General features: G+C 62.0%; 16 protein-coding genes and 2 pseudogenes. 13 read left to right on the top strand and 5 right to left on the bottom strand.

Annotation, left to right across the window (positions count from 1 at the left end; translation table 11 throughout):
• Window positions 1-28: 28 nt before the first annotated feature.
• Window positions 29-751 carry a FadR/GntR family transcriptional regulator gene (locus TU82_RS04735; RefSeq protein WP_057721977.1) on the top strand — a complete coding sequence of 241 codons (723 nt, stop codon included), beginning with the start codon at window positions 29-31 and terminating at the stop codon, window positions 749-751.
• A gap of 134 nt (window positions 752-885) precedes the next feature.
• Here TU82_RS04735 and TU82_RS04730 read toward each other — a convergent pair whose 3' ends face one another.
• Window positions 886-3,012 (bottom strand): TonB-dependent siderophore receptor, encoded by a 2,127-nt coding sequence (locus tag TU82_RS04730; protein WP_057721976.1) that lies wholly within the window; start codon window positions 3,010-3,012, stop codon window positions 886-888.
• A gap of 285 nt (window positions 3,013-3,297) precedes the next feature.
• A complete protein-coding gene (locus TU82_RS04725; RefSeq protein WP_057721975.1) occupies window positions 3,298-4,389 on the bottom strand; it encodes an NADH:flavin oxidoreductase/NADH oxidase in 1,092 nt (363 codons plus the stop codon).
• Between the two features lie 91 nt (window positions 4,390-4,480).
• Here TU82_RS04725 and TU82_RS04720 point away from each other — a divergent pair, with 91 nt between their 5' ends.
• Window positions 4,481-4,780 carry an ArsR/SmtB family transcription factor gene (locus tag TU82_RS04720; RefSeq protein WP_057721974.1) on the top strand — a complete coding sequence of 100 codons (300 nt, stop codon included), beginning with the start codon at window positions 4,481-4,483 and terminating at the stop codon, window positions 4,778-4,780.
• A gap of 17 nt (window positions 4,781-4,797) precedes the next feature.
• Here TU82_RS04720 and TU82_RS04715 read toward each other — a convergent pair whose 3' ends face one another.
• Together TU82_RS04715 and TU82_RS04710 are read right to left on the bottom strand one after the other, a co-directional pair.
• Window positions 4,798-5,823, bottom strand: a complete 1,026-nt coding sequence (locus tag TU82_RS04715; RefSeq protein ID WP_057721973.1) for a GGDEF domain-containing protein — start codon at window positions 5,821-5,823, stop codon at window positions 4,798-4,800.
• A 2-nt stretch (window positions 5,824-5,825) separates the two neighbouring features.
• Window positions 5,826-6,677, bottom strand: coding sequence for a hypothetical protein (locus tag TU82_RS04710; protein WP_173667466.1), 852 nt, complete (start codon window positions 6,675-6,677; stop codon window positions 5,826-5,828).
• Between the two features lie 342 nt (window positions 6,678-7,019).
• Here TU82_RS04710 and TU82_RS04705 point away from each other — a divergent pair, with 342 nt between their 5' ends.
• From TU82_RS04705 to TU82_RS04665, 10 genes and pseudogenes are all read left to right on the top strand, one after another.
• Window positions 7,020-7,910 (top strand): bestrophin family protein, encoded by an 891-nt coding sequence (locus TU82_RS04705; protein ID WP_057721971.1) that lies wholly within the window; start codon window positions 7,020-7,022, stop codon window positions 7,908-7,910.
• Window positions 7,911-8,051: 141 nt separating this feature from the next.
• Window positions 8,052-9,134: pseudogene (locus TU82_RS29485) on the top strand (HAMP domain-containing protein); the annotation flags it as partial.
• Between the two features lie 345 nt (window positions 9,135-9,479).
• A pseudogene (locus TU82_RS29480) lies at window positions 9,480-9,995 on the top strand (methyl-accepting chemotaxis protein); the annotation flags it as partial.
• Between the two features lie 249 nt (window positions 9,996-10,244).
• Entirely contained in the window at window positions 10,245-10,835 is a 591-nt protein-coding gene (locus TU82_RS04695) for an amino acid synthesis family protein (protein WP_057721969.1), read from the top strand.
• Between the two features lie 39 nt (window positions 10,836-10,874).
• Window positions 10,875-11,708 (top strand): alpha/beta fold hydrolase, encoded by an 834-nt coding sequence (locus TU82_RS04690; protein ID WP_057721968.1) that lies wholly within the window; start codon window positions 10,875-10,877, stop codon window positions 11,706-11,708.
• Window positions 11,705-13,186, top strand: coding sequence for an aldehyde dehydrogenase (locus TU82_RS04685; protein WP_057721967.1), 1,482 nt, complete (start codon window positions 11,705-11,707; stop codon window positions 13,184-13,186). The genes TU82_RS04690 and TU82_RS04685 overlap by 4 nt, the downstream gene beginning before the upstream one ends.
• Window positions 13,187-13,198: 12 nt before the next feature.
• On the top strand, window positions 13,199-13,684 hold the full coding sequence (locus TU82_RS04680) for a flavin reductase family protein (RefSeq protein ID WP_057721966.1): 486 nt from the start codon (window positions 13,199-13,201) through the stop codon (window positions 13,682-13,684).
• A 13-nt stretch (window positions 13,685-13,697) separates the two neighbouring features.
• Window positions 13,698-14,087, top strand: coding sequence for a carboxymuconolactone decarboxylase family protein (locus TU82_RS04675; protein ID WP_057721965.1), 390 nt, complete (start codon window positions 13,698-13,700; stop codon window positions 14,085-14,087).
• Between the two features lie 23 nt (window positions 14,088-14,110).
• The gene (locus TU82_RS04670) at window positions 14,111-14,863 is read left to right on the top strand and encodes a GntR family transcriptional regulator (protein WP_057721964.1); all 753 of its coding nucleotides are present in this window, start codon (window positions 14,111-14,113) and stop codon (window positions 14,861-14,863) included.
• A gap of 2 nt (window positions 14,864-14,865) precedes the next feature.
• Complete coding sequence (locus TU82_RS04665) at window positions 14,866-15,429, top strand: NUDIX hydrolase (protein WP_057721963.1); 564 nt, start codon at window positions 14,866-14,868, stop codon at window positions 15,427-15,429.
• Window positions 15,430-15,569: 140 nt separating this feature from the next.
• Here the strand turns inward: TU82_RS04665 and TU82_RS04660 are convergent, their stop codons facing one another.
• Window positions 15,570-15,863, bottom strand: coding sequence for a DUF1330 domain-containing protein (locus TU82_RS04660; RefSeq protein WP_057721962.1), 294 nt, complete (start codon window positions 15,861-15,863; stop codon window positions 15,570-15,572).
• A gap of 69 nt (window positions 15,864-15,932) precedes the next feature.
• Here TU82_RS04660 and ribBA point away from each other — a divergent pair, with 69 nt between their 5' ends.
• Window positions 15,933-17,039, top strand: coding sequence for a bifunctional 3,4-dihydroxy-2-butanone-4-phosphate synthase/GTP cyclohydrolase II (ribBA, locus tag TU82_RS04655; protein ID WP_057721961.1), 1,107 nt, complete (start codon window positions 15,933-15,935; stop codon window positions 17,037-17,039).
• The last annotated feature ends 159 nt before the right edge of the window (window positions 17,040-17,198 follow it).

The following is a 17,198-nucleotide window of genomic DNA, read 5'->3' as shown; positions in this document are numbered from 1 at the left end:
GAATCTAAGCCAGAGCCTGCCCGTCGTTATGGATCACCAGCCGCCCAAGCCGCGCAAGAGCATGCATGCCCAGATCGTTCAGGACTTGGGCATGCACATCGTTTCCGGTCGCTTCAAGCCGGAAGAAAGACTGCCCATGGAAGCTACGCTGTGCGAGGAATACAAGGTCAGCCGTTCGGTGCTCCGCGAGGCAACGCGGGTGCTCAGCGCCAAGGGCCTGGTGTATTCCAAGCCCAGGGTGGGCGCCGTGGTGCGGCCACGCCTGAAATGGCACCTGCTCGACCCGGACGTGCTGTCCTGGTTGATGCAGTCCACGCCCCACAGTGAATTTTTCAATACTCTGGCCGGGGTGCGGCGCATTCTCGAACCGGAAATCGCCGCCATGGCCGCGACCACCGCCACCGATGAAGACATCGCCACCATCGAACACGCCTACCAGGGCATGGAAACCGCCAAGACCCACGACGAGCTGTTGCAGGCCGACCTGGACTTTCACCGCGCGATTGCCGACGCCACCCGCAACGACCTGCTCGCCTACATGTGCAACATGCTCTCGCTGCCGTTGCGCGAATCGATCAACATCACCAACCGCCGCCCGGACATCCAGGGCCTGAGCCTGCCCCGGCACAAGGCGATTCTGACTGCGATAAAAAACCGTGATGCACTGGGCGCGCGGCATGCTTCGCTGGTGCAGCTGGATGACACGCGAGTGGCGCTGGATACGGTGATGAATGTGTTGACGCCGTTGTAACGGGCCCTGGGTGTAAATGAGATCAAATGTGGGAGGGGGCTTGCCCCCGATGACGGTGTATCAGTACTCGATAATCTGACTGACCCACCGCTATCGGGGGCAAGCCCCCTCCCACATTTGCACTGTGTACAGCGTCAGAGGGTGTAGGCGATTCCGACCTGCACCGTGCGCGGCTCGCCCGGGTAGGCATAGAAGTTCTGGAACGAGCCCTCTTCGTATTCACGGTTGAACAGGTTCTTCACATCCAGGTTGAGCCGCACGTTCTCGTTGACCTTGTAGTAACCGAGCAGATCGACCACCGTGTACGCGTCCATGGTGAAGGTGGAGTTGGTGGTCTGCCCGGCACGATCAGCCACGTATTTGCCACCGGCGCCAAGGCCGAGGCCCTTGAGTGCGCCATCCTGGAATTCATACACGTTGAGCAGGCTGAAGCTATTGCGCGGGATGTTGGCCAGACGCGTGCCGGTACGAACCGCCGTGTCCTTGGTAACGGCGGCGTCCACATAGGCATAGCCGCCGATCATCCGCCATTCAGGCGTGAGGTTACCGGCCACGTTCAGGTCGAAACCACGGCTGCGCACCTGACCGGTCGCCACGTTGAAGGCAGAGTCGAGCGGGTCGACGCCCTGGACGTTCTTCTTTTCGATCTGATAGATCGCCGCATCGACGCTCAGCTGTTTATCCAGCGCTTCCCATTTCACGCCCATCTCATAGGACTTGCCCTTCTCCGGCTCGAACCCGCCACCTTGACGGCTGGCACCGGTGTTCGGCTTGAAGGAACGCGCGGCATCGGCGTAGATCGCGACGGTGTCGGTCAGGTCATACATCACGCCGACGCGCGGGGTGACCGCGTTGTCGGCCGCGTTCCACGGTTTAACGCCCGCCACGTAGGATTCGTACTGGTGCTCGAAACGCTCAAGGCGTGCGCCCGCGAGGACTTTCAATCGTTCGGTCAGCGCGACCTGGTCCTGGACGAAGACCGCATAGGTCTTGAGGTTTTCTTTATCGTGGGTCGGCGTGCGGGTCAGCGCCGGACGTGGCTGGCCGTAGACCGGGTTGAAGATATCGATCGGGAAAGCAGCGCTGGAACGCTGGATGATCGACTTGTAGTCGTAATCCTCGTATTCGATGCCAGTCAACAAGGTGTGCTCGAAACCGCCAGTGGCGAAGTGCCCGGTCAGATTGAGCTGGTAGTCCTTGTCGGTCCACTCCAGCTTGCGGTAGTTGAAGTTGCGCTGCAGGGTGCGGCCGTCAGCCCCCAGGCTGCTCGCGTTATTGGCCTCCACGCCATTGCCCTTCATCGTGCCGTCCAGCCACTGGAAACCACCGCCCAGGGTCCAGTTGTCGTTGAGCAGATGCTCAAAGCGCAACTGCGCCGTGTTGTTATCGTTGTGCAGATCACCGGCGTATTTTTCACCCCAGAAGGTGTCGCGCGACGGCGTGCCGCGCTGGTTGGCAAAGCGGGTCAGGCCACGATCCAGCGGGTGGTTGTTACGTATGAAGTCGCCTTCGAAGATCACCTTGGTCTCATCGGTAGCCTGCCAGGTCAGCACCGGGGCCACGCCGTAGCGTTCGGTGGAGACATGGTCGCGGAACGTATCGCCGCCCTCGCCCACCACATTCAGTCGATAGGCCAGGCGGCCGTCTTCATCCAGCGGGCCGGAAGCATCCAGAGTGCCGCGTTTCATGCCTTGATCATCCAGTTGGCTGCCCAGTGTGACCGTACGCTCGGCCAACGGCTGCTTGGACACCACGTTGAAGGTGCCGCCGGGATCGCCCCGGCCGTAGAGCATGGTCGCCGGGCCGCGCAACACTTCAAGACGTTCGATCGTGTTGGCGTCGGGCATGGCCGGGTAGCCGCGGTTCACGGGGAAACCGTTGCGATAGAACTCGGCAGTGGTAAAACCGCGCACGGTGAAACTGGTGAGGCCCTGGCCGCCGAAGTTATTCGCCCGGCCTACCCCGCCCGCGTAATCGAGCGCATCTTGCAGACGGGTCGCACCAATGTCCTCGACCACGTCTTTGGAGACCACGGTAATGGACTGCGGTGTTTCATGGATGGATGTATCGGTACGCGTCGCACTGGCTGAACGTGTGGCGTGGTAGCCCTTGACCGGTCCTTGAGCCGTCTCGAAATCCGCCGTGCCGGTCACAGTGGTCGCTTGCAACTCAAGGCTGGTTTTTTCGGTGGGGGCACTATCTGCCCAACTGAACGGCGAAAACGCCTGAAGCACACAAATGGAAATCAGGGTACGACGCATGGATGTTGAACCTAGTGAATGAGCCAGATGGGGCGGCAAACCTGCCAAGAATTCGCCGCGCATCATATATCAAACAATTCTCGTTTGATATCGGTTCTCATTTGTTGTTTTTCGTGTATCAGCTTTGTACGGCGTGGCGCGGATTGTCTGATGGATGAAAAACAAAATGTGGGAGGGGGCTTGCCCCCGATGGCGGTGTATCAGTCAAAAATATTGAGACTGACCCACTGCTATCGGGGGCAAGCCCCCTCCCACAGTAAAGCGGTTACCCTACAACCCGCTGGCTCAGCGATAGCGCTCCAACCAGTGCGCATAAGGCGCCGGCAAGGTCCAGGACGACTTTTCCACGCCCAGCTCCTTGGCCGCAAAGTACGCCCAATGCGGGTCCGCCAGGTGCGCGCGGCCCACCGACACCAGGTCAAGATGCCCGGCCTGCAGCGCGCCTTCGGCCAGTTGCGGCGTACCAAAGCCCCACGCCGACGTGACCGGGATGCCCGCCTCGCGGCGCACACGCTCGGCAATCGGGCCCATGAACGCAGGACCCCACGGGATGTTGGTGTCGGGAATGGTAAACCCGACGCTGACGCTCAGCAGGTCCAGGCCACCGGCCTTGAAGCGGCGGGCCAGTTCGATGGACTCGGTGAGGGTCTGCTCATCACGGCCGTCGTATTCGATCACGCCAAAACGTGCGGTAAGCGGCAGGTTTTCCGGCCAGACTTCACGCACGGCGGCCAGGGTTTCCAGGAGGAAGCGGCTGCGGTTGTCGAAGCTGCCGCCGTAGGCGTCGGTGCGCTGGTTGGAGTGTTCGGAGAAAAAGCTCTGGCCCAGGTAGCCGTGGGCGAAGTGCAATTCGATCCACTCGAAACCGGCATCACGGGCACGCCGGGCGGCATCGACGAAGTCCTGCTGGACGCGGGCGATATCCTCCAGGGTCATGGCACGCGGGACGTTGGGCAGGTTCGCGCCGAACGCAATCGCCGACGGGGCGATGGTCTCCCAACTGCGGGCATCGGACGCCGGGATATGGTCGTCACCTTCCCATGGGCGGTTGGCGCTGGCTTTGCGCCCGGCGTGGGCAATCTGGATACCCGGTACGGAGCCCGCAGCCTTGATGGCCTTGACCATCGGCACGAACGCCTCGGCATGGGCATCGCTCCAGATACCGGCGCAGCCTGGGGTGATCCGCCCCTCAGGCGCAACGGCGGTGGCCTCGACCACCAGCAGGCCGGCCCCGCCGCGGGCCATGCCGGCCAGGTGCACGTGGTGCCAGTCATTGACCATGCCGTCGTCGGCCATGTATTGGCACATCGGCGGAATGGCAATGCGATTGCGCAGGGTAACGTCTTTTAGTTTGAACGGTTCGAATAACGCGGACATCAGAGACTCCATGGGAAGGGTGTGTGATTCGATAGTTCGATGGTAATCGAACTATGGTATTCAGTGCTACCCCCCTGTTATGATTCGCCCCATGCGCGCCTTCAAACACCCTACCCTGCAAGAACTCACGCTGGAGCGTCTGCTCTACGCCCTCAGCGACCCCGTGCGCCTGGACATCGTGCGCTGCCTGGCCGGCGTGCCCGAAGCCACCTGTGGCGAACTGGACGGTGGGCGGCCCAAGTCCAGCATGTCCCACCACTTCAGGGTCTTGCGCGACGCGGGCCTTGTGAACACGCGCAATGTGGGCACCACCCATATGAACTCATTGCGGCGTGACGAGCTCGAGGAGCGCTTCCCCGGGTTGCTGGCCAGTGTGCTGGCCCAGCGCTGAACAACACGGGCTGCGCTTCAGGCCGCGACGGGCCGCAGCGGCGCGCCGTCCAGGTGCACACAGTCCTTGCCATTGCGCTTGGCGCCATACAGGTTCTTGTCGGCAATCTTGAGTACCATCGACAGTTCGTCACCTGACGCAAAGCGCGCCATGCCGGCACTGCACGTGTAGTTGTGCGGCGCCGCGACGCTGCAACGGATCGCCTGCAGCAGATCCAGCACATACTCGCAGGCAAGCGCCGGGTCATCGCCCTGCAACAGCACGCCGAATTCTTCCCCGCCGATCCTGCCAAAGCTGTAGCTGCCTTTGGCGTTTTTCAGGCAGAGCGCCATGGCGCGTAGAATCTTGTCGCCGACGTCGTGGCCATAGCGGTCGTTCATGGCCTTGAAACTGTCGATGTCGAGCATGATGAAGTAGCCGCCCTGGCCACTGTCGAGCAACTTTTCGAAGCTTTGCATGAACGCGCGCCGGTTGAGGATGGAGGTCAGGTAATCGGTCTCGGCCAAGGCGCGAAACTCGCTTTCCACCAGCAACACCGAGCGCAGGTTCTTCAGGTACGAGTAACTGAGGATAAAACCGATCGACACCGACGAAGCGCAAAATATCAGCAGATAGCCCTGGGTTGCTGCATACAGCTCGGCCTGCATGGGCGACCACAGAATGAGCCACACCGACAGCGCGCCGACCAGATAATCCTGGACACTGATAAACAGAATCGCGCTGCCAACCACCAGCGTGACGGCCAAGGGCAAGCCATAGATACGCAGTTGCGGATTCAAGTGAATGACATAGGCGAACCCTACGGACAACAGCACGATATAGGTCACCCCGAGCAATCGCCACAGCACAAAGTTCGTCGTCAGCGAATGAGCACGGCAAACAAGCAACAGGCCAAGGGTGACACTCAACATGCAGAGGTCGAACAGCGTGGCCTGGATCCAACCGATACCGATCCAGGCAATGATGCCTATCCATTCGGCTTGCGTGACCGCAGGCGACAGCAACCTGCGCATCCTGGGTCTTAACTTCAAGTGAGCCGGCATCCTTACGCTCCCATTTCAATAGCATGCAGGCCCACCGCAAATGAAAAGGCCATGAACCGCTTTACCAGGCTGACGAAGGGTGGCAGCACTTCCAGGCGGGTCTTGGAGTGCGCTTTGAAATAGCCCTTGTCCACGCCCTCTTGAACCATTCGGATAACGTGAGTCTTGGACACCGAAAGTTGCTTGGCCAATGCCAGATAGGACGAAGACCTGAACGTTGCCCGATCATTTTCGGGGGCAAAGGCATCGTTATAAATGGCCAGCATCAACAGGTGCCCGGCGTCTCTTTTCACCAGCCAGTAACATTCGGGCAGCAATACATCGACCGTCAGGTCGGCGTCGAGAATGATGGCAAAGCCCTTGAAATAGAGCGCCAGGAAGCCGCGGTCATCCAACTCGCGCATTTGCCGGAAGATCGCCCGATCGGGGTACAGCCGCGCCAACGACTCGGTGAGCGAGGTCAACATCAAGCGTGCTTCACGGCAGGCTTCATCCGAGGGCGCATAGACCCGGAAACGACTGTCTTCCGGGTGCGGCGCCACGTCCATGAAGCCCAGCGCGCGCAATAACAGAAACATTGACTCCAGGCTGTTTTTCGAACAATACCTGCGCGTCACGCACAGGGTTTTAACTTCGGACAACAACGGTAACGGTGTGGCGAAGTACTCACTCAATAACGCAAACGACACCATCAAACGGCTGTATTTAAGTGCACTCTTATAGAAAAACGGTCGTCTGGAATAAGGCACGAGCAGCACGTGGTAATGCGCCCTCAAGCACGATTCAAAATCCTTATGACGTTCGAGCGCTTGCGCGGTATTACACATAGCCGACTTCAACGAACTGACATGCATGAAAGAGCCCTGATCATCCAACTTGATTCCTGATCTCAGCTACGAAATCCCTGCAGCCCGGCCCCAAAACAAATCACGTGGTAAACCCTGCGGTTAATGGCTTTTTGCCTCGAACGCAATGTACAGCGATTGCCGCGCAAGACGTCATCAGTACCAAAGTTGTTCCAGTTTTCTCGCCGGCCCGTGGCATCGGCCGTTCGAAGATACTTCCTGTTACATTCACACCGGCATCGGGTCTTGCATTGACTAGAACATCCAACCGGGTCTCGTCGGGCGAACCTTCACCCGTCACTGGCGTCGTAACCTGGCACTGTCGCCAACCGCACGCCGCGAGGTTCTCGTTTGAAAGCTGCCCTTCTCAAGAAATACCGCCTGATCATCAAGACCATGGGCTATGTGGGCTGGGCCCTGTTCTGGCTGTTGCTGTGGGATATCGCCGTCACGGTGGATTTCATGCTGTTCCTCAACTCCAAGATCAACCTGCCGCTGATGCCCCTGACCTTGCTGGGTTCGGCGCTGGTGGTGCTGATCAGCTTTCGTAACAGCAGCGCCTACAACCGCTGGTGGGAAGCGCGCACCTTATGGGGCTCGATGGTCAACAACTCGCGCAGCTTCGCGCGCCAGGTGCTGACCCTGCTGGACGACCCCGACAGCGAAGTGAACCCGATCAAATCCACCCTGCTGCGCCGGCATGTGGCCTATGTGAATTGCCTGGCCGCGCACCTCAAGGGCGAGCCCTGCCCGGAGGAAGTGCGCGCGTTCATCCCTGACGAGGAATTCGCACGCAATGGCGCCACCAACAACTTTGCCAACGATATTCTGACCGGCTCGGCCGCCTTGCTCGCCCGGGAATACAAGGCCGGGCACCTGGACAGCATCCGCCTGGCGCGGCTGGAGTCGACGCTGGTGGATCTGTCCAACGCCCAGGGCGGCATGGAACGCATCGCCAACACGCCGCTGCCCTACCCCTACGTGTATTTCCCACGGCTGTTCATTTCGCTGTTCTGCCTGATCGTCCCCGTGGGCCTGGTGGAATCCCTCGGCTGGTTCACCCCGCTGGCCTCCACGGTGGTGGGCTTCATGCTGCTGGCTATCGAACGCATCGGCACCGACCTGCAAAGCCCGTTTCGCTCCAGTGAACATCAGATCCAAATGGAAGCGATCTGCGAAACCATCGAGAAAAACCTGCAGTCGATGCGCCGTGACGCCCTGGCCGGCGATCAGATCGGCTGAGCCCCCGCCCTTCCCCTCAAGTGCCGGCGCCCTCGGTCGATAAACCGAGGGTACGCATGGCCTCGGCCCCATAACAACGCATGCGACGCTTAGCACGACCGTTTCCCCTTGCCAAAACTATAAATACCCGCGGGTGAAGTCATGAATATCAAGCAGAAGCTGACATGGGCATTTGCGGCCATCGCGTGCGTGCCGGTCATCCTGGTCGCCGTTATCGTGGTGCTGAACGTGCGCGAAGGCGCCCTCGCCAACTTTCTCGACAGCAGCGGTCGCGAGATCCGTCAGATCGACAACGGCATGAAGCAATTCTTCGACGGCATCAGCCAGAACGTCGAGTACGTGGCCAAGGACCCGCGTGTTATCGCGGCCAAGGACCTGAAAAGCTACGCCGGCGCGGACGCGGCGCAAATCCCGCTCACACCGACCAATACCGAACTGCTGGCGATTTTCGACCAGTTCGCCAAAAGCCATCCCAGCACCGCTTACCTGTCCCTGGGCCTGAGCGACGGCGGCTACGCCAGTTGGCCGGACGACACCAAGCTCAACAACTACGACCCACGCGTGCGCCCCTGGTACCAGGCCGCCGTCGCCGCGCCGGGCAAGACCGTGCGCACCGGCGCCTACTACTGGGCGCCGGATGACGTGGTGCTGATCGGCACCGTACGCACCGTCGCCGATGCCACCGGCAGCATTCTCGGCGTGGTCGGTCTGGACGTGTCACTCAAGCAACTGACTGAGCTGGTGCGCACCATCAAGCTTGGCGACAGCGGCTACCTGATGCTGGTGGAAGGCAACGGCAACGTGCTGGTGGACCCCAGCGATGCCAAGCACAACTTCAAGCCGCTGGCCGACCTGGGCCCGAACTACGCGGAACTGGCCAAGGGCGGCGACGGCGTGACCCGGATCGACATCGACGGCGTCGCCTACATGGCCAACGTGGTCAGCTCCAAAGACCTGGGCTGGCGCTTTATCGGGCTGATCAAGCGCGATGAAGTGATGGCCGGCGCCACCCGCCTGACCTGGTTGATCGCGGCCATCGCCGCCGTATTGGCCGTGGTGTTCGCCATTGTCGGCGCCAGTTTCGCCAGCATGATCGTGCGCCCGATTCGCGGTGTGGCCGATGGCCTGCAAGAGATCGCCGAAGGTGAAGGCGACCTCACGCGCCAGCTCAAGGTGCAAGGCAAGGACGAAACCGCCAGCCTCGCCGGCTGGTTCAACCAGTTCCTGGGCATGATTGCCCAACTGGTGCAGCGCATCGGCAACGCGTCCTCGGACCTGCAATCGGCCGCCGCCGACACCAGCGAAGTGGCCAATAACATGAACCAGGCCGCCGGTCGCCAGCGCGAAGCCGTGGAACTGGTGAGCACCGCCTTCAACGAGATGGTGGCTACCGCCAATGAAGTGGCCCGCTCATGCAGCGCCGCCGCGGTAAGTGCCGACGAAGGCTATCGCGACGTCCACAACGGCCAGCAGCACATCGGCGAAGCCACCGGCAGCGTGCTCAAGCTCAGCGAAGACCTGCAGAAGTCGACCCAGACCATGCAGTTGCTGGAGCAGGACAGCCAGAACATCAACACTATCCTCGACACCATCCGCTCGATTGCCGAACAGACCAACCTGCTGGCGCTCAACGCCGCGATCGAAGCCGCCCGCGCCGGTGACCAGGGCCGAGGGTTCGCCGTGGTGGCCGACGAGGTCCGCGCCCTCGCCCGACGCACCGCCGATTCCACCGGCGAGATCGACAGCCTGTTGGGCAATCTTGCCCGCCGCACCCAGGAAGTCACCCAGCAGATGCAAGGCAGTTTGCTGGTGTCGCACACCAGCGTGGAACGCATCCAGCAGGCCCGCGACAGCTTTGACAAGATCCGTGGCTCGGTGGATTCGATCCGCGACCAGAACACCCAGATCGCCACGGCCGCCGAAGAGCAGCACCAGGTGGCCGAGGAGATCAACCGGCACATCGCGCAAATCCATGCCGATGCGCAGCTGGTTGAAGGTTTCGCCCACACGGCGCAGACCGGGTCAGGTCGGTTGACCGATATTTCCGGCCAGCTCAAAGGCCTGGTGGGCCGCTTCAAGTACTGACTCTCCCTCCCGAAACAGGCGGTGAGCCCTTCACCGCCTGATCGCTGCACCCCTTCCCCCTCTCAAGCACTGCCAGCGATCAACTGTAGGAGCGAGCTTGCTCGCGAAAAACTTCAACGATAACGCGTGCTTCCTGAATGAACGCGGTGCCTGTGAGTTTTTCGCGAGCAAGCTCTCTCCTACAGCTATTGCGCTTCTCGTATTATGGTATACCATCATACGCAGACCCTCACTTAGACGGAGCAGCCCATGAGTTTCGAAATCCGCAAGATCGTCAGTTATGTAGAAGAGACCTTTATCGAGGGCGGCAAAGCCTCCGACACGCCCGTGAAAATGGTCGGCTTGGCCGTGGTGCTGAAAAACCCTTGGCTGGGCCGTGGTTTCGTCGACGACCTGAAGCCGGAGATCCGCGCCAACTGCTCCGATCTCGGCGCACTGATGGTCGAGCGTCTGGTAGCCATCATCGGTGGCGCCGAAAACATCGAGGCCTACGGCAAAGCCGCCGTGGTGGGTGCCGATGGCGAGATCGAACACGCGAGCGCGATCATCCATACCCTGCGCTTCGGCAACCACTACCGTGAAGCGGTCAAGGCCAAGAGCTACCTGAGCTTCACCAACAAGCGCGGCGGCCCGGGCACTTCGATCCAGATTCCGATGATGCACAAGGACGACGAAGGCCTGCGCTCGCACTACATCACCCTGGAAATGCAGATCGAAGACGCGCCGCGCGCTGACGAAATCGTCGTCGTGCTGGGCTGCGCCGATGGCGGCCGCCTGCACCCACGGATCGGCAACCGTTACATCGACCTGGAAGAGCTGGCGGCTGAACAAGCCCAGTAAGCAACACCGGCCATAAGAAAAAGCATGCAGGAGCGCTCCATGATTCGGCTCACCGCTGAACGCACCCCGGCCGGCACCAGTTATCTGGCGACCGGCCAAGGCCAGCCTGTGGTTTTGATCCACGGCGTGGGCCTGAACAAAGAAATGTGGGGCGGGCAAGTCGTTGGCCTGGCCACGAACTACCACGTGATCAGCTATGACATGCTCGGCCATGGCGCCAGCCCGCGCCCGGCCGCCGGCACGCCGTTGCTCGGCTATGCGGACCAGTTGCTGGAGCTGCTCGACCACCTGCAACTGCCCCAGGCTACGGTGATCGGGTTTTCCATGGGCGGCTTGGTTGCACGGGCGTTCGCCCTGCATTACCCCGACCGTCTCAAAAGCCTGGTGGTGCTTAACAGTGTGTTCAACCGCAGCCCCGAGCAGCGCGCCGGCGTGATCGCGCGCACCGCCCAGGCCGCCGAGCACGGGCCGGATGCAAATGCGGAAGCGGCGCTGTCGCGCTGGTTCAGCCCTGAATACCAGGCGGCCAACCCAGCGCAGATCGCCGCGCTGCGCCAGACCCTGGCGGGCAATGACCCCCAGGGCTACCTGACCACCTACGAGCTGTTTGCGACCCAGGACATGTACCGCGCCGATGACCTCAAGGGGCTGCGCGCGCCCACCCTGGTCGCCACCGGCGAACTGGACCCCGGCTCGACGCCGGAAATGGCCCGGCAACTGGCCGACCGCATTCCCGGCGCCACGGTTGCGGTGCTGGCCGAGCAACGGCATATGATGCCGGTGGAATCACCGCGCCTGGTCAATAGCCTGCTGCTGGGGTTCCTGGCCAATGTGTACGCCCAAAACACTCCAATAAAGGGGATCGTTGCATGACACTCGCACGCTTCCAGATGTGCATCGGCGGTGAATGGGTCGATGCCCTGTCCGGCAAGACCTTCGACAGCCTCAACCCGGCCCTGGCCGAACCCTGGGCGCAACTGCCCGATGCCGATGAAGCCGACGTGGACCGCGCCGTACAGGCCGCGCAAACGGCTTTCGAAAGCCCGGCCTGGCGTGGCCTCAGCGCTACCGCACGGGGCAAGTTGCTGCGCCGCCTGGGCGATTTGATCGCCCAGAACACCGAGCAACTGGCGCAGCTGGAAAGCCGCGACAACGGCAAGCTGATCCGCGAGACCCGCGGCCAGGTCAGCTACCTGCCGGAGTTCTTCCACTACACCGCAGGCCTGGCCGACAAGCTCGAAGGCGGCACCCTGCCGCTGGACAAACCGGACCTGTTCGCCTACACCGTGCACGAAGCCATGGGCGTGGTCGCCGCGATCATTCCGTGGAACAGCCCGCTGTACCTGACCGCGATCAAGCTCGCGCCGGCCCTCGCGGCGGGCAATACCATCGTGATCAAACCTTCGGAACACGCCTCGGCAACCATTCTGGAACTGGCGCGCCTGGCCCTCGAAGCCGGGATTCCGCCGGGCGTGGTCAATGTGGTGACCGGCTACGGCCCGAGTACCGGCGCCGCCCTCACCCGCCACCCGCTGGTGCGCAAGATCGCCTTCACCGGCGGCGCGGCCACCGCACGGCATGTGGTGCGCAGCAGCGCGGAGAACTTCGCCAAGCTGTCGCTGGAGCTGGGCGGTAAGTCACCGAATATCATTTTTGCCGACGCCGACCTCGACAGCGCCATCAACGGTGCGATAGCCGGTATCTATGCGGCTTCCGGCCAGAGCTGCGTGTCCGGTTCGCGCCTGCTGGTGCAGGAGGAAATCTACGACGAGTTCGTCGAGCGCCTGGTGGCACGTGCCCAGCGCATCCGCATCGGCAACCCTCTGGACGATGCCAGCGAAATGGGCCCCATGGCCACCGCCCAGCAACTGGCGGTGGTCGAAGGCCTGGTCGCGGACGCCATCGCCGAAGGCGCGCGCCTGCGCACCGGCGGCAAGCGCCCGCAGAACCTCGGTGCAGGCTGGTTCTATGAGCCGACGTTGTTCGAGTGCGACACCAACTCGATGAAAATCATGCAGGAAGAAGTGTTCGGCCCGGTGGCTTCGGTGATCCGTTTCAAGGACGAAGCCCAGGCATTGGCGATCGCCAACGACTCGCAGTTCGGCCTCGCCGCCGGCATCTGGACCCGCGACCTGGGCCGCGCCCATCGACTGGCCCGGGACGTGCGTTCGGGGATCATCTGGGTCAACACCTACCGCGCCGTCTCGGCCATGGCGCCCATCGGCGGCTTCAAGAACAGCGGCTACGGGCGCGAAAGCGGCATCGATTCGGTGCTGGCCTACACCGAGCTGAAGACGGTGTGGATCAACCTGTCCCAGGCACCCATGCCTGATCCCTTTGTGATGCGTTAAGAGTCCACAACCATGATCGAACCCGGCATTTACAAAGACGTCATGAGCTCGTTCCCTTCGGGCGTGACGGTGGTCACCACCCTCGACCCGGACGGCGGCATCGTCGGCATCACCGCCAGCGCATTCAGTGCGCTGTCGATCGACCCGGCCCTGGTGCTGTTCTGCCCCAACTACGCGTCGGACACCTACCCGATCCTGCGCGACAGCAAGCGCTTCGCGATTCACTTGCTGTCCGCCGGCCAGACCGCCGAAGCCTATGCCTTCGCCAGTAAAGGCAAGGAAAAGGCCAAGGGCATCGCGTGGCACCTCAGCGACTTGGGCAACCCGCTGCTGGCCAACGCCACGGCCATTATCGAGTGCGAGTTGTGGCGCGAATACGACGGCGGCGACCACGCGATCATTGTCGGCGCGGTGAAGAACCTGATCCTGCCAGCGCAGCCGGTAACGCCGATGATTTACCACAAGGGCAAGCTGGGCCCGCTGCCGACCCTGGCCTGAGGAGCGCTGAAGCATGAGCAACGAAAAATATGAACAGGGCCTGAAAATTCGTACGCAAGTCCTGGGTGAAGCCTACGTACAGCGTTCAATCGACAACGCCGACGACTTCACTCGGCCGCTGCAGGACATGGTCACCGAGTACTGCTGGGGCCATGTGTGGGGCCGGGAGGGTTTGTCGCTTAAAGAACGCAGCATGATAAACTTGGCAATGATTTCGGCCCTCAATCGGCCTCACGAACTCAAGCTGCACGTGCGCGGCGCCTTGCGCAACGGGCTGAGTCGTGAACAAATACGCGAAATTCTGCTTCAGGTCGGCATTTATTGCGGGGTTCCCGCCGCCGTGGACAGCTTCCGGCTGGCCCGTGAAGCCTTCGCCGAAGCCGATGCCGAGGCCTCCAGTTAACCGCTACATTCAGAGCAGACCCCATGAAACGCGCGCCCCTCGACGACAGCTTCAAGGTCAATCACAACCCGGTCACCCTGCGCGAAATCGTGCTGGAGAAACTGCGCAGCGCCATCATGAATTTCCAGCTGCTGCCCGGTGACCGCCTGGTGGAGCGCGACCTGTGCGACCGCCTCGGCGTCAGTCGCACGTCGGTACGCGAAGCGTTGCGCCACCTGGAGTCCGAAGGCCTGGTGGAATTCGCCGATGCCAAAGGCCCGCAGGTGGCAATCATTACCCTGGCCGATGCCGTCGATATCTATGAACTGCGCTGCGTGCTCGAAGGCTTGATCGTGCAACTGTTCACCCTGCGCGCCAAGGCCAAGGACATCAAGGCCCTGGAAAAAGCCCTCGAGGAAAACCGCAAGGCCCTCAAGGAAGGCGAACTGCAGCAAGTGATCGACTCCGTGCAGGGCTTCTACGACGTGTTGCTCGAAGGCTGCGGCAACCACGTGGCCGCCACCCAACTGCGCCAGTTGCAGGCGCGTATCAGCTACCTGCGCGCGACCTCGGTGTCCCAGCAGAACCGGCGTGGCGCCAGCAACCAGGAAATGGAACGCATGGTCCAGGCGATCAAGAGCGGTGACCCCCTCGCCGCCCACCAGGCCTGCGTCGACCACGTGCGTGCAGCGGCCGCCGTGGCCCTGGATTACCTCAAGCGCAAACAGGAAGAAACCGGCAAGCTCCCCGAGATCACCCTGCCCATCGCGCTCAAAGAACCACGCATAGGTCACTGACCGTGCCCAGCCCCAGCTTCTGTCCGACCTGCGGCGGCCGTGACCTCGGTCACCAGCTGCCACCGGGCGACACCCACGAGCGTCTGATGTGCCGGGGCTGCGGCTACATCCACTACATCAACCCCAAGATCATCGCCGGCTGCATCATCGAGCAGGACGGCAAATACCTGCTGTGCCAGCGCGCAATCCCCCCGCGCCCCGGCACCTGGACGCTGCCGGCCGGCTTCATGGAAGGTGGCGAAACCACCGAAGAGGCGGCGTTGCGCGAAGTCTGGGAAGAAAGCGGCGTGCGCGCCGAGATCGTGTCGCCCTACTCGATCTTCAGCGTGCCCAGAATCAGCGAGGTGTACATCATCTTCCGCGCCATCGCGCTGGAGATCACCGGCCAGTTCGGGCCGGAAACCCTGGCCTACACCTTCTTCGCCCCCGAGGACATCCCCTGGGACAGCATCTACTACCCGGCGATCCGGCAGATTCTCGAGCGCTATATCGAAGAGCGCCAGGCCGGGGTGTACGGGATTTACATGGGCAATGACGACAACGGCAAGATTCACTTCATGCGCTGATCTTCAGCCTGAACACGGTTCAACATGTGGGAGGGGGCTTGCCCCCGATGGCGGCCTGTCAGTCAGCGTGTTTATAGCTGACCCACCGCCATCGGGGGCAAGCCCCCTCCCACATTTGGACCACACTCGGTCTGGTAGGCCTAGGGCGCCACACCTTCCACAATAATGATCTGCGCCTCACCCGCCCCCGCTCTGTGCCCCTTCGCCGCCTGATATTCGGCGGACTCATAGCACGCCACCGCCTGCTCATAGCTCTCAAACTCGATCACCACATTGCGCTGCCGTGCCGGCCCGCCTTCCAGCGCCGCGCTGCGCCCGCCCCTTGCCAGGAAGCGCCCGCCGAACTTCGCAAAGGCCGCCGGCGCGCGCTGGGTGTACTGGGTGTATTGCTCTGCATCGGACACATCCACATGGGCAATCCAATAGGCTTTCATCGGGACATCCTCTTGTTCGAATTTTATGGTATACCATAATACATACAACCAATAACTTGAGCATCCCCCATGCCCTTCAACAGCATCGCAGACATCATCGAAGACTACCGCCAGGGCAAGATGGTGCTCCTGGTGGACGACGAAGACCGGGAAAACGAAGGCGACCTGTTGCTGCCTGCGGCGTGCTGCACCGCCGAGACTATCAGCTTCATGGCCCGCGAAGCCCGTGGCCTGATCTGCCTGACCCTCACCGACGAACACTGCCAACGCCTGGGCCTGGAACAGATGGTGCCCAGCAATGGCAGCGTGTTCAGCACCGCATTCACCGTGTCCATCGAAGCCGCCACCGGCGTGACCACCGGCATCTCTGCGGCCGACCGCGCGCGCACCGTGGCGGCGGCCGTCGACAGTAACGCCGGCCCCGCCGACATCGTACAGCCCGGGCATATCTTCCCGCTGCGCGCCAGGGATGGCGGCGTGCTGACCCGCGCCGGCCACACCGAAGCCGGTTGCGACCTGGCGCGCCTGGCCGGGCACACGCCGGCCTCGGTGATCGTGGAAGTGATGAACGACGACGGCACCATGGCCCGCCGCCCCGAGCTGGAAGCTTTTGCCCGCAAGCATGGGATCAAGATCGGCACCATCGCCGACCTGATCCACTACCGCCTCAGCACCGAACGCACCGTGGTGCGCATCGGCGAACGCGACCTGCCCACGGTGCACGGCACCTTCCGCCTGATCACCTTTGAAGACCGCATCGACGGCGGCGTGCACATGGCCATGGTCATGGGCCAGTTGCGCCGCGATGAACCGGCGCTGGTGCGTGTGCATGTGATCGACCCGCTGCGCGACCTGGTCGGCGCCGACTACAGCGGCCCCTCCAACTGGACCTTGTGGGCCGCCCTGCAACGCGTGGCGGCAGAAGGCAGCGGCGTGGTGGTGGTGCTGGCCAACCATGAATCGTCCCAGGCATTGCTCGAACGCGTACCGCAGTTGACCCAGGCGCCGCGTCAGTTCAGCCGGTCGCAGTCACGGATTTACTCGGAAGTGGGTACCGGCGCGCAGATATTGCAGGACCTGGGCGTGGGCAAACTGCGCCACCTCGGACCACCACTGAAATACGCGGGCTTGACCGGTTACGACCTGGAAGTCGTGGAAAGCATCGCCTTCATCTGACGGTAAAACCCAGCGTCAGCGGATAGCCGGTATGGCAAAGTGCTTGCGCAAAGTTTGGAATACCATAATATGATATTCCATAGTCCGGACAGCTCAAAAAACAGGGTCCGGACCGATTGCTCCCGATAGGCGGGCACTCCTAAGCCCCGCTCATAAACA

Origin of the sequence: Pseudomonas orientalis (genome assembly GCF_001439815.1) — a bacterium.
GTDB classification, from domain to species: Bacteria; Pseudomonadota; Gammaproteobacteria; order Pseudomonadales; family Pseudomonadaceae; genus Aquipseudomonas; species Aquipseudomonas orientalis.
The sequence above is the reverse complement of the archived record's forward strand: the minus strand, read 5'-3'. Positions and strand labels throughout refer to the sequence as shown.

Bases quoted from the DNA above. Each gene is read 5' to 3' on its own strand.
- TU82_RS04695 (WP_057721969.1), top strand. From the start codon at position 10,245: ATGAGTTTCGAAATCCGCAAGATCGTCAGTTATGTAGAAGAGACCTTT.
- TU82_RS04720 (WP_057721974.1), top strand. From the start codon at position 4,481: ATGCGCGCCTTCAAACACCCTACCCTGCAAGAACTCACGCTGGAGCGT.
- TU82_RS04690 (WP_057721968.1), top strand. From the start codon at position 10,875: ATGATTCGGCTCACCGCTGAACGCACCCCGGCCGGCACCAGTTATCTG.
- TU82_RS04730 (WP_057721976.1), bottom strand. From the start codon at position 3,012: ATGCGTCGTACCCTGATTTCCATTTGTGTGCTTCAGGCGTTTTCGCCG.
- TU82_RS04715 (WP_057721973.1), bottom strand. From the start codon at position 5,823: ATGCCGGCTCACTTGAAGTTAAGACCCAGGATGCGCAGGTTGCTGTCG.
- TU82_RS04735 (WP_057721977.1), top strand. From the start codon at position 29: ATGGATCACCAGCCGCCCAAGCCGCGCAAGAGCATGCATGCCCAGATC.
- TU82_RS04725 (WP_057721975.1), bottom strand. From the start codon at position 4,389: ATGTCCGCGTTATTCGAACCGTTCAAACTAAAAGACGTTACCCTGCGC.
- TU82_RS04685 (WP_057721967.1), top strand. From the start codon at position 11,705: ATGACACTCGCACGCTTCCAGATGTGCATCGGCGGTGAATGGGTCGAT.
- TU82_RS04670 (WP_057721964.1), top strand. From the start codon at position 14,111: ATGAAACGCGCGCCCCTCGACGACAGCTTCAAGGTCAATCACAACCCG.
- TU82_RS04675 (WP_057721965.1), top strand. From the start codon at position 13,698: ATGAGCAACGAAAAATATGAACAGGGCCTGAAAATTCGTACGCAAGTC.
- TU82_RS04680 (WP_057721966.1), top strand. From the start codon at position 13,199: ATGATCGAACCCGGCATTTACAAAGACGTCATGAGCTCGTTCCCTTCG.
- TU82_RS04710 (WP_173667466.1), bottom strand. From the start codon at position 6,677: ATGCATGTCAGTTCGTTGAAGTCGGCTATGTGTAATACCGCGCAAGCG.
- ribBA (WP_057721961.1), top strand. From the start codon at position 15,933: ATGCCCTTCAACAGCATCGCAGACATCATCGAAGACTACCGCCAGGGC.
- TU82_RS04660 (WP_057721962.1), bottom strand. From the start codon at position 15,863: ATGAAAGCCTATTGGATTGCCCATGTGGATGTGTCCGATGCAGAGCAA.